Annotated in this window: 9 protein-coding genes and 1 pseudogene; 4 read left to right on the top strand and 6 right to left on the bottom strand. The window is 38.1% G+C overall.

What is annotated here, in order from left to right; translation table 11 throughout:
* Positions 1 to 53: 53 nt before the first annotated feature.
* Positions 54 to 1403, bottom strand: coding sequence for a tripartite tricarboxylate transporter permease (locus ACWNMZ_RS05945; protein WP_441994089.1), 1350 nt, complete (start codon positions 1401 to 1403; stop codon positions 54 to 56).
* A complete protein-coding gene (locus ACWNMZ_RS05940; RefSeq protein WP_441994090.1) occupies positions 1403 to 1648 on the bottom strand; it encodes a hypothetical protein in 246 nt (81 codons plus the stop codon). The genes ACWNMZ_RS05945 and ACWNMZ_RS05940 overlap by 1 nt, the downstream gene beginning before the upstream one ends.
* Positions 1649 to 1969: 321 nt before the next feature.
* Between ACWNMZ_RS05940 and ACWNMZ_RS05935 the strand changes: the two genes are divergently transcribed.
* On the top strand, positions 1970 to 2290 hold the full coding sequence (locus tag ACWNMZ_RS05935; protein WP_414630350.1) for a hypothetical protein: 321 nt from the start codon (positions 1970 to 1972) through the stop codon (positions 2288 to 2290).
* A 319-nt stretch (positions 2291 to 2609) separates the two neighbouring features.
* On the opposite strand, the gene ACWNMZ_RS05930 is transcribed toward ACWNMZ_RS05935, so the two are convergent.
* Positions 2610 to 3320, bottom strand: a complete 711-nt coding sequence (locus ACWNMZ_RS05930) for a GNAT family N-acetyltransferase (protein WP_048719076.1) — start codon at positions 3318 to 3320, stop codon at positions 2610 to 2612.
* Between the two features lie 856 nt (positions 3321 to 4176).
* Positions 4177 to 4272: pseudogene (locus tag ACWNMZ_RS05925) on the bottom strand (dihydropteridine reductase); the annotation flags it as partial.
* A 93-nt stretch (positions 4273 to 4365) separates the two neighbouring features.
* Here ACWNMZ_RS05925 and ACWNMZ_RS05920 point away from each other — a divergent pair.
* Positions 4366 to 5943, top strand: coding sequence for an FAD-dependent oxidoreductase (locus ACWNMZ_RS05920; protein ID WP_449598369.1), 1578 nt, complete (start codon positions 4366 to 4368; stop codon positions 5941 to 5943).
* Positions 5944 to 6037: 94 nt separating this feature from the next.
* Here ACWNMZ_RS05920 and ACWNMZ_RS05915 read toward each other — a convergent pair whose 3' ends face one another.
* Positions 6038 to 7474 carry an aminotransferase-like domain-containing protein gene (locus ACWNMZ_RS05915; RefSeq protein WP_449598367.1) on the bottom strand — a complete coding sequence of 479 codons (1437 nt, stop codon included), beginning with the start codon at positions 7472 to 7474 and terminating at the stop codon, positions 6038 to 6040.
* A 109-nt stretch (positions 7475 to 7583) separates the two neighbouring features.
* On the opposite strand from ACWNMZ_RS05915, the gene ACWNMZ_RS05910 reads away from it, so the two are divergent.
* Together ACWNMZ_RS05910 and ACWNMZ_RS05905 are read left to right on the top strand one after the other, a co-directional pair.
* The gene (locus ACWNMZ_RS05910; RefSeq protein ID WP_449598365.1) at positions 7584 to 8057 is read left to right on the top strand and encodes a DMT family transporter; all 474 of its coding nucleotides are present in this window, start codon (positions 7584 to 7586) and stop codon (positions 8055 to 8057) included.
* Complete coding sequence (locus tag ACWNMZ_RS05905) at positions 7969 to 8493, top strand: DMT family transporter (RefSeq protein WP_449598363.1); 525 nt, start codon at positions 7969 to 7971, stop codon at positions 8491 to 8493. Before ACWNMZ_RS05910 ends, ACWNMZ_RS05905 begins: the two co-directional genes overlap by 89 nt.
* A gap of 73 nt (positions 8494 to 8566) precedes the next feature.
* Here ACWNMZ_RS05905 and ACWNMZ_RS05900 read toward each other — a convergent pair whose 3' ends face one another.
* On the bottom strand, positions 8567 to 12661 hold the full coding sequence (locus ACWNMZ_RS05900; protein ID WP_441994095.1) for a carbohydrate-binding protein: 4095 nt from the start codon (positions 12659 to 12661) through the stop codon (positions 8567 to 8569).
* Between the last annotated feature and the right edge of the window lie 81 nt (positions 12662 to 12742).

Genomic DNA, 12742 nt, shown 5'->3' with positions numbered 1-12742 from the left:
CTTTCACTGAATAAATTGGATGTTTACCTAGATGTACCTCTTTTGTCTACATTTTAAAACCAAGTAATGATCCATGGTGCTGAATAAAGGATCATAAACTGAACGCCATAATTCACGCCCCAACGGTGAAGCATACCAGCAAATAACCCGATAACTAGTACACCAATAATATTAATAAAACCAGCGTCCATAAAAGCTAATAATAGCACAAGTCCGAAAAATAGTCCTAGAATTGCTTCATGGGGAACCCACCGAAACACAAAGGCACAAATTTTATGGGCGTATTTGACGGTAACAAAATAAGTGATCGCAAGGGCAATCGTTGCACCGGTAAGCGTCGCCCAGACAAAGTCTGCATTTGATAAGATATGATGCAGGTTATGCTCTGTTGTAAAGACTGGCGGCGCATTAAAAAGGGCATTAGCTGGACCAATCGCCATTGGAGACAAGGGAATACCGAGTGCAATTAAAGGAATCAAGGTTCCAGAAATATACGTAGCATTTGTCAGCCCCTCCATTGATGCAATCGCAACAGATGCTTTTTTCACCGGATCCTTTACTCTACTTGAAAAAAGTTCTCCAAGAAATATAGTCATGCCGACAGGGCTCATAATGAAGGTGATAGAACCGATAAAACTGGCAAGTACACTTGATGCGGTTTCCTGCTTTGTCAATATTTTAAAAGGACTAGGAAATCCTTTAATGGGATTTGTTTGCGCAAAATCAATCGTTTTCTTTGGAAACCTTGGCATACTATCTCGCTTTTCTTTATGTAAAAGTTCAAATATGGTCAAAATGACGGGACCAATTGTAATTCCCAAGAAAAAGGAAATGAAGACATTCGTTCCCTCAGGCACTACTCCGATTCCCCAATAGAGATGGCGCAGGCCTTCAATTAGTAAAGCAAATGGAAGAATCGATACAAGTGCTAACACTTTATTTTTGGTCATTAATGCAAGTAAAACGGCACCAATGAAAAAGAGCGGGTTTGCATATTCTTTGATGACATCAGAAAATGGTATTAAGGCTTGTGCCATAAGTAAGCTTACAGGAACCGAAACGAGCGTCCCAATAACAGAGCCAGATGCCATTTTGCGAATACTGATATCAGGCATACCATGTTTTTTTAATACGAGTGCATGCTCTACCATTGGGGTTGCCATCACCCCGCCAGGAATACCAGCGAGCGCAACTGGAATCGAATCCGTTACTTTATTAGCCACAATCGCAGAGATAAAGAAGGTTAAGACCACAATTGGCTCTACCCCTGCCAATACGATTGCTAACGTCACCGGAGCTAATACAGCTGTTTCATCTGTCCCTGGTGCAACGCCGATTATTGTATATAAAACAGCTGCTAAAACGGCAGCAGCAATCATCTCTATAATTAACATGATATCCATTATTTTTCTCCTGTTCCCTTAAAGTTTCTTTTTGGCTTAATGATAAAACTACAAATGATAAAACCAATAAGAGCACCGGAGAGTCCGAAAAATAGAGGCTTTGGTGCTTCATTTGGCGCAATAAAATAGGCCCCCATTGTGGTTACCGCACAAATTACGATTGCCAACACCAAATCCTTTATTTGAACAAGATCTTCCCAGACCTCAATATTATCGTTTGTATCTTGATTATTTTTATTATCCATACAATCAAACTCCTTGTATTTAATGATCAGAAATGAGCATACTGTTAGGTTCCGCTTCCCCACGAAGATTATACACTAAATTCCATTTGATGAAAACGATTCTCAATTGAATTCTGAAAAATAAGATATGTTTTCATGGTTGTTATACCACAAATTACGTATGGCATAACCACTTCTTTTATTTTAAATAGTGACAGGCACCATAAATAGACAGTTGTCTTTTTATAGTGCCTGTCACCTATTTTTTGTCACCTATTTTTGATATCCATTTTGAGAATATAGGCATATGATATAAAGATTTTAAAGGAAGGGGACAAAAAAATGATGAATTTTAATCAAATAGGCATGAGGTCACATCATGGCGGTGGTGGTCATGCATCAGGTGGCCATGGTGGACACAATAATTGGCATCAACATGGCGGCGGACATCCAAATCCAAATTGGGGAAATGGTGGAAACTGGCATCATCAAGGTGGACATTATCCAGGAGGAGGATTTGCATTAGGTACTCTTACAGGATTAGCACTTGGCGCTGCCGCAACACCAACTCCTTATCCAGTACCTGCTCCTTACCCGTATGCGTATCCTTACCCATCCCCGTATCCTTATCCATATTCGAATCCTTATTATCCAGGATACTAAAGGGATCAGGGGACAGATTTCTTGTCCCCTGAAACATTAATTGTTGAGATATCATTTCTCTCCATTCTTCTAAACCTTTGACCATTCCGTTTGTCCTATTATCGTTAATTAAAACGTTTACCCATCTAACAATTGAATTTTTTCTAATATGACTCTACAAGTTTATTTAGTATATTAAATTATCTGGCTTATCGCATTCTACATCAATGATTGCTTCCACTTGAATTAATCAATCGCACTTGCTTTATTGATTCCTAATTTCAGAAGAAGCTCTCCTTTAAAAAATCTCCAATATGTACCCTAGATGGAACAACATAAATTAATCCCTATTAGCATGAAATTTCAATGTCTTCACCATATAGTCATAAGTGTGACCATTAATCTGTATCTCTTTATCTTCTTGATATCCTATACGAATGTATAACTTTTTTGCATAGGGATTATCCTTGGCAACATTGAGGGATATTCGCTCATATCCTTTCTGTAACGCTAATTCTTCAGCCTTCCTCAACAATTCTGACCCAATTCCATAGCCCTGAAACTTTGGTGAGACAGAAATCGTATCAATATATAAATCTCCAATATCCGCCTCTTGATCAAAGTTAATGTTCTGATTCCTTGTTTTTCTTCTTAAACGTTCAAGTAGAGGCTTGTCCAATTGGTAAGCATCTGTGCCAGAATAAGTTACGATAATTCCAGTTATCTCGTCAAAAATATCCGCAACTATCACATTTTGATAGCTAAGACGATTGTTTTCTTCACGAAAAAATTTTGCAAGAGTCGTATGAATATTTTCCACCTTCGTTTGACCGGTTAACTGCTCAGTGATATCTCCAATTGCAAGATGAATTAGTTCTACAACTTCTTCTGCATCTTTTTTGATAGCTGGTCTGAAATTCAATTCTTCTGGGATAATATCTTCCCAACGAAGTCCAAATGTTGCACCACCATCCGTGTGACCAGCTATAAAATAAAATTCATCGTTTGTATCATATTCAAAATCATCATGCTTGAATCTATTCTTTTTCATTTATTTTACACTCCGAATGTCATATTTGATGACATAATTATAGCAAAGTAAGAAGCTGGGACCAAACTAAATAACTAATCTTTAAAGACGAACAATCTTTAATTTATCTCTTAAATAAAGCTACTTTCTCATGATGGTTATCTATGTTTTTAAATCTAGATAAGTGTAAAAACCAGTCGTTCCATTGCGCTACGGACGCACGATGCGCCGGGGAGGAAGCTAAGCTCCTCGCTGCGCTGCGGGGTCTAAAGCGTCTCTATTTCCCGCAGGAGTCGAGCGTCCTCCGCTCCATTTCACTTCGTTTTTAAACCTTTTTCTAAAAAACAAACACGAACTATAATGTAACTAAATTACATTATAGTTCGTGTTTGTTGTTGATTGAAATACTTATGTCCCAGCCTCTTTGTAATTATTTTATAGTTTTTTTATTAATATGTTTTGATGCTATTAGAATATCCCAACAATTATAGACTGAGAAAATTCAAACCCTATAACATGATTTCCAATACACAATTAATAGATTTTAAATTTCTCACTAACCATTTTGACGAATTGTGCCTAAGTCTCTCGTAACTAAATTTTAGCTCTTTAGAAGTTAGCGTTTTATATTTGTTGCAAGTTAATCCCCTTTGTTAAATAAAAAGTCCATTCGGTAATGAGCGATGAAGAAAAAAATGAAAGGCTAATCTAGATTACCAGATACTGATTGTTGATGTTTTCATCTCTTGTTACCAACTGCCTATCTACATACTATACCTAATTTACTTTTAAGCTTCTTTCCTTTGCGTAACGGAAGTCGTTACGATGAAAATGGTGAGTAAGGGAAAAATAGAAAAAAATGGTGTCAGGCAACAACCTTCCATATAAAGTCTTCCGGGCGGTCAAGTAGGTATATTTTAACCTCTAGCGTTTCCTCAATAATCTTATTTATTTTTGTCCAGTATATTTGCATTGTATATTCTCCTTACTCCATTATTTGCAAGTATCATCCTTCTAGTAAATGGAAATAATAACGGTATAACCTATTAGATGGAGGATTTATATAGTGACCACCAACACTAATTACAATGGAAAATTACCCCCTAACGCAGAATCTTATTGGATAAATACGGCTCATTTACCAGAGTACCCCCGCCTTGAGAATGACATGCAAGTTGATGTCGTTATTGTAGGAGGTGGCATTACAGGCATTACTTCCGCCTATCTGCTGGCGAATGAAGGGCTGAAAGTTGCTATTATCGAAGCAGACAAATTACTGAACGGGACAACAGGACATACCACAGCTAAAATCACTGCCCAGCATGATTTAATCTATGATGAACTAATCCGCTATGCTGGGAACACGATGGCAAGATTATACTACGAGGCAAACACCGATGCTTTAAACTTTGTTCAAGAAACGATCAATAAACATCAAATTGATTGTGAGTTCACTCAGCAAGATGCTTATGTTTATAGCACAACAGAAGAATATGCACTTAAACTAGAAAAAGAGGCAGATGCCTATAAGGAGCTTCTTATTGAAGGCGAACTCGTAAATAAACTCCCTTTCGATTTAGAAATATTTAATGCACTTGTTATGAAAAATCAAGCACAATTCCATCCACTTAAATACTTGGCTCATCTTACAAAAATAATTACCGAAAAAGGTGGATACATCTTTGAAAATACAACAGCTGTAGATATAGAGACTGGCGAACACCCCATCGTTCTTACTCGTGGAGGAGCTCGAATTACAGGAAAATACGTTCTTGCCTGTTCTCATTTCCCTTTTTATGAAGGAGCAGGACTTTACTCTACAAGAATGCATGCAGACCGTTCCTATATTATTGCTGCTAAAATAAAAACAGAATATCCAGGTGGTATGTATATTAGTGCCGATGAACCGAAAAGGTCTCTCCGCTATGCAACAATCAATGGCGAAGAAATGATTCTTATTTCTGGGGAAAGTCATAAAACAGGACAAGGAGGGGAAACACTCAAACATTACGAGGCCTTGGAGACCTTCGGCCAACAAGTATTCGGCATTGAAAATATTACATACCGTTGGTCAGCTCAAGATTTAGTTACACTGGATAAGATCCCTTACATTGGCGAAATTACCCCTGGTCAAAAAAATATATTAATCGCTAGTGGATATCGGAAATGGGGGATGACAAATGGAACCGCAGCTGCGCTTTTATTCCGAGATATCGTACTAGGAAAAAAGAACAAGTACCAGGAATTATATTCTCCTTCCCGTTTTCATCCGAATCCAAGTCTGAAAAACTTCTTAACGGAAAATGCGAACGTTGTTAGTCATTTAATTAAAGGGAAATTAGAAATTCCTCAGAAGAGTATCCATCATCTAGCCAACGATGAGGGAGCTGTTATTGACATTGATGGGCACAGAAAAGGGGCTTATAAAGATAAAGAGGGTATGCTTCATATCGTAGATACAACTTGTACTCACATGGGGTGTGAAGTGAAATGGAATAATGGTGAACGATCTTGGGATTGCCCGTGCCATGGTTCTAGATTCTCGTATACAGGGGAAGTGCTGGAAGGACCTGCCGAGAAGCCATTACAAAAATATGATTATAAACTGATAGATAATCTTACCTCAGAAGACTCTGGTTATTAAGTAAATTAAGTAAGCAAAAAAAACAGCTAAATATTGTTTAGCTGTTTTAGTTTGTCGACAAAAAGGTAAAATAGCTAGAGAAAACATCCATTTTCTATTTCCCTGAAATAGCACCTCTTCCCCTTATTTCTTTGGCTGTAAAATCATAAATATTCATTAACTCTCGTATTCCATTCTTAATTTCTAGTTCATTCAGGAAAGAATAACTAAGCCTTATATATGGGATATCTCTTCCATGCGGGTCGCAGATAGATCCTGGTACATACGAAATAGAACTTGCTAGTGCTCTGTTTTTCAATAAGCTTTTATCCATTTCTTCATCAATACGAACCCATAGATTTAATCCTCCACCCGGGCTATCCCATTTAAAATGATTCTTGAGCGCTGCTTCCATTCGCTCTTTTCTTAACTGCAATGCTATTCTTAGTTTTTCCATATGTATACGGACCCTATCCGAAGTAAGGTAAAACAAAAAAGCTTTCTGATTAAGCAAGGGAGTTCCATTATCCGCAAGCGCCTTTCCCTTAATGAGCCATTTGACAAGGCTTGGATGGGCGACCATTGCACATATTCTCAATCCTGGCGCCATATATTTACAGAAACTGCGTAAATAAATAACATACCCTCCTGTATCATATGAAAATAATGGCGGTGGAGGAGTTTCGTGGAAATAGATTTCATGAAAAGAATCATCTTCCAAAATAATGCATTGGTATTTTTCCGCCAAATCTGCGAGTTGCTTTCTTTGTTCAGCTGGCACCGTATAACCTGTCGGGTTGTGATAGGTTGGATTTGTATAAAAAAGCTTTGGTTTATACTTTTTCATAAGCGATTCTACTTCTTTTAGGCAAAAACCTGATTCTGTAATAGGGACGGAAATGAGTTTTGCTCCCCTATTCACAAATATATCGATTGCTCCGCTGTATGTAGGACTTTCAATCATCACATAATCATGCCCCTGAACAAACACCTTTGCAATAATATCAATACCCTGCTGTGCCCCAGATGTAACGATAATGGAGTCTTCTTCTATGTACAGTTTGTCATACTTTTGGAAATAGGCAGATAATCCTACAATCAATTCATCATCTCCCTTTACAGGTGCATAAGTCCCAAGCAAGTGAGGGTATCGATCAAATATCTCTTTAACATGTTGAGAAAGGTATCTGTTTGGCAATAATGTTGGATCAATAACTGCAGCAGAGAATTTATAAAAAGTTTGCTCACGATGAATTTCTGATAAATGGCTATTTTGAATATAGGAGTGGATAGCAGGCTGTTCTCCCTTTTCACTTAAATAATTGCTATCTTTACAATAATAGCCTGTTTTATCTTTTGCGTAGACATAACCTTCCTCCTTTAGAAGTTGATACGCTTTTAAGATTGTCAACCGATGAACCCCTAGCAAATCTGCAAGACCTCTTACGGAAGGAAGCTTTCTGTCTTTTTCCCATTCTCCTGTTTTAATACGTGTCAGTATATATTCATAAACTTGCTTGTATAAGGCAGTATGTTCTGATTTTACAACCATTATAATCCCTCCTCATCTGCTATTATTGTACCATTTGCTTAAATCTGGTCTATATAATTCCATCTGGTCTATCCAGCCTATTTTACAATTAATTGCAGGAGGGATTACGATGACGGTAATTATGTATTGTATCATGTGTTTTATTTTTGGAACTACTTTTTTGGCCATTAAGGTAGGAATAGATGAAGGCTTTCCGCCCTTTCTATCTGCGGGAATACGGTTTTTAGCAGCAGGTGCCATCCTTTATTTTTTTCTTCTTATACGCAAACGAACATCCTGGAAACTACTGTGTCGCAAAGAACTTATGTTCACAGGATTTTCTTTAACCTTTATTACCTTTGCTAGCCTTTATTGGGCAGAACAATTTGTTTCTTCAGGAATTGCAGCAGTACTTTCGGCTTCAGGACCAATTATGATTATCCTAATTCAGACTGCATTTTTACGAATAAAGATGAATCTATCCAGCATTTGCGGAGTAATAATAGGTTTTATTGGTGTCTTCTTTCTTTTTCTGCCTGGACTTACAATCGATCGATTGGAGCATCCGTTGGATATTAGGATGTGGAATTATCCTCCTAGGTGAAATCGGCTATGCAGTCGGTACGATTTATTCTGGAAAAATTATTGGCATATTTAAAGAGGAAAGTCCAATGGCCATGAACGCTGTGCAAATGGTTTATGGAGGGATATTCTTGCTACTTCTATCCCTATTTACAAGGGAAACAGCACCTGCACTAACAATCCCGAGTTTTTTATCTATCGTTTACTTGACAATTGCGGGATCAATGATTGGCCACACTATCTATTACTACCTAGTGGCAAAGACCAATGCCTTTCTTCCCTCGACATGGTTGTATGTATCACCGCTAATCGCTTTAACTATCGGCCATTTTTTCTATGAGGAAAATGTCCACCCAATCATGCTTATTGGAGTTTTTCTAATATTAAGTAGTCTTGTGTTAATAAACATTCGGAAAATCATAGAATTCATTGGAATCAAAAATATGGCATCCTCTTAAAAAAATGGTGCCAAAAAATGGTGTCAGGCACCATCAAAAGACAACTGTCTTTTTACTGTGCCTGACACCCACTTCACAATTGCTCTATCAATCTTTCTATATCCGCCTTCAAGCTTTCCTTTTTATCAACAGGCAATTTCTCAGTTTTGTCGTTATTAATCAGTTTAATCATATCTTGCAGAAATTTAACTGCTTGATCTTCTTTCCCCTTCTCTAGGTGATTTTGGGATTGCTTCAATTTATTGCTTAAGCTTTTATAAAGACTATCCTTTAGCTCCCCTGAACCCTTATACATATCCAATAATTCTTGAATGGACGAATGATCCGCTTCGTATGATCTAACAAAGAAATTATCAAACTTCGTATTATTATAATTGGATCTTACCCCTACTTTTCCTTGTGTAAAGGCAGTACGACTATTGTCCGTAAAATTGATTTTCGGTGTCGTCATATCATCCACATACACTTTAATCGTTGTCCCATTCACTTCAATCTTCATATGATGCCAAGTGGATGTTGGTTCTTTAAGTGAAGCACCATCTAGATACTCCCAATTATAATTTTGCTTTCCTAGGTGGACTCCGTCTTCATTTATATAAGCTACATATCCTTGCATAAAATCAGCATTATTTTGGCTAAGCTCGATTCCATTAGCAGGATTGTTTACTCTAAAGATGACTCCTCCGTCTCCAGAACCTTCTGCCACTTTAACATCCGCTTCTACAATATAGTCTTTCCATTCGTTTTCACCGATGACTGATTTGGCAAATGTCTCACTACTTGCATTGTACTCCCCTATTATTTGTGGCTCTGTTACTTCGATTTCCTCTAGGAACTCAAAATAGTTAAAATCATATTCCCCTTTTACTATTTCTACTTTAATCGTATGCTGCCCAGCTGGTAAGGAAACATCTTCCTTAATAACATTTTCCCAATTATTCCAATCACCAGTACTAGGCACATCAATAACACCTGTTAAATCAATCGAATCATCAAGCCATAAGCGGATTTGACTATCTTTATAGGTTGTAGCTACATTTATGGCCAAATCGTAAGTACCGGCTTCTGCAATATCAACATTATACTTTAACCATTCTCCTGTTTGATTCCATCCAACATTGTAGCCACCTTCAGGGTTAACGCGAATATCTACTGCATCCTGTCGATACTCGCCCCCAATATTTTCGCTTGTTTTATCGTGATACGCTACTCCTTCTCCACCGGTAATATAGTCTGCTGCCATTATTTTACCTGGAAGCTTTTTGTGCTTATCAAATTGGTGGAACATGAACTTCGAAAGCTCAAAGTCCCCTTCTACAGCAACCACTTTTAACGTATGCTTGCCTGCTGGTAATGCTATATCCTGTAATGATACATTCTTCCAAGTGTCCACACTTCCCGTTTTCGGCAAAGCAATTTCATCTGTTACATCTATCTCGTCATCTAAAAGAATTTTCACCTTCGCTCCATCGCTTACAGAGGAAACAAGTAAATCAAGTCCATAGCTTCCTTCTTCTAAAATATCTACATCATACATTAACCATTCTCCCGTTTGAATCGAGCTAACTGCATAATCCCCTTCAGATAATTTTCGAATATCCACATCATCGTTGCGGTATTGTCCACCAGCGTTTCCTTCTGTCTTATCATAATAAGCTACATTTTGGCCACCAGTGTTATAGTCTTCCGCTTCAATGAGCCCAGGGAGTGATCTAGGAATATCAAAGGATGATAATTCCATTTTTGTAAAATCAAATTCCCCTTCCACGAATTCTAGTTTCAATGTGTGATTTCCCTTAGGCAAAGTAATTCCATTTTGAATAACAGGCTTCCAATTGTTCCAGTCACCAGTGGCCGGGACATCAAATACGCCCGTTAAATCTATTTCATCATCTAACCATAAACGTGCCTTGGCACTTGTGAAGGTTGTTGCTACATAGAGCTTGAGATTATATTCGCCAGCTTCTTGCACATTTACATTGTATTTCAGCCATTCACCAGTCTGATTCCACCCAACAGCATATCCGCCGCCTTCCGGATTTGTTCTTATATCTACAGAATCTCTTCTGAATACGCCACCAATATTCTCAGCCGTCGTATCATGATAGGCGACTCCTTCACCGCCAGTGTTGTAATAGGCTGCATTAATTACCCCAGGAACCTTTTTGTATTCATCAAAATCAATATTTTGCTCTTCAAAAGGACCAACTTTCCATGTTCCCTCTATTTCGTCCCATCCTTCTGCATCCCCGTCATTAAAATCGTCATATAAACTGTCAACTGCTTTGTATCCTTGTACTTTAAAGCTTGAAAAATCAAACGACCCCTTTACCACTTCCATGGTTAAAGTATGCTTTCCTTTTGGTAATTTAAGCTTTTCGATAGAGAACGTTCTCCAATCCGTTGATTGCGGAATACTTACATCCCCAGTTATATCCGTCTTTCCATCTAACAAGATCCTTACCTTAGCATCCTTGGAAGATGCGCCTACACGTAAATCCAGATTATATAAGCCTTCTTCTGCAATATTTACATTGTATTTCAGCCATTCGCCTTTTTCATTTGATTCAACATAATAACTGCCGTCGGAATCGTCAGCAATATCCACATCGTCTTGTCGATACGGATTAACCGCTTCTTTTCTTGTTTTATCATGATACCCAACACCTTCTCCACCAGCATTGTAATGAACCGCCTCAACTTTTCCTGGTAAAGGCTTATAGGCATCAAAGACATTACTTCCGTCTACTTTATTACTAAAAGCTGTATAGCCAAAAGCTCCGTGAACATCTGAAGTAGTGTAGCCAATGCTACCAGCACCAATTTTACTAACCTCTCGCGTCTGTTTTTGCATGCCATCCACAAAGATTCTGAATGTATCTTCTGCCTTTTCTACTCTCATTTGATGCAGCTTTGTGTAATCATAGCCTTCTGGTAAATCTGCGTACTCCCAGCCTTGTTCCACACCATCAACAACAAAATTTGTTTCCAGTCGATTATGCTCTGGACTCAAGACAGCTGTCCCGTAGTTCTTTTCATCAGTGTAGGAGAAAACTACACCAAGTCGAGGATTTTCACTCTCCCCTTTTTCTACCATTTTCAGATTAAATTCTGCTGTATATTCCTTATCTGTAGATACTTTACTTACTTGTCTATACCATTTCGTATCACCCAAAGTCTTCTGTTCAAGCCAATTAGAAGAATCATCTGTAATACTCCATTTTCCTCCATTTACATTTTTCCAATCTTCTCCGATGGCAGTGCGATCAAATCGATCACTAAAATCCGGTAATGCAGGATCTGGTTGGTCAGAGGTTGTTGGCCCTAACACTAGCATTTTATCTCCATTCCACGCTATGCGGTCAAAGTTTATGTAACGCCCAGGGTTTGCATGACTATGGTACACAATGTAGTCAGAATCAAGGTCGGGTCCTCGGACAACTGTGTTATGCCCTAACCCTACATTTTCTCCTTCTGTATTTAATAGAAGTGGATTTTGCTCTTTATTTGCTGTAAAACCAGTATTGGGTGAATCACTTACTCCATAGTCAATCCGGTATGCTTTATTCCAAATATGATTTCCCGTATATGTCATATAGTATTTGCCGTTTCTTTTCAGTACAGTTGCTCCTTCTGTCCAGCCATTCATTTCTGCACCAGTATCTGTTGCTTTGCCAAATTCAGCTGGCGATGGCATGGAGCGTGCATCTATTCTGTTTGATCCCGTACTATAAAAGTACCATTTGCCATCATCATCAATAAAAACATGTCCATCAATTCCCATTCCAAGGTTATCCGTTTGTTTTTCAAAAGGGCCTAGAGGACTTGAACTTTTATACACATAATGCCCATTTCCACCTGGAGATGTATACATATAGAATTCACCATTCCAGTAAACTACTTCCGGTGCATAGGCAGCCTTTGTAGTAGGTTCTTCTGTAACAAGACCAGCATATTTCCAATCCATCAAATCTTCAGATGTCCAAGCTTTCACACCACTTTTATCATCTACCGTACTAACATAAAGATAATAAATACCATTGTGCTTTAGAATAAATGGGTCCCCTTCTCCATAATACTCCCCACTATCCCATGTCCAAGATTCTGGTAAATCCATTGGGTTGCTGTATGCGAATGCTGCATACGGTAAAGAGAGCCATAAACTCATACATAGTAATACTTTTCCTAACTTCTTCAGGTTAATCCCCTCCCCATATTTTTAACAATAGTTGCACTACCATTTATATAA

The organism is Niallia sp. Marseille-Q9988, from assembly GCF_976954375.1.
This window is presented reverse-complemented; position numbering and strand designations above follow the sequence as displayed.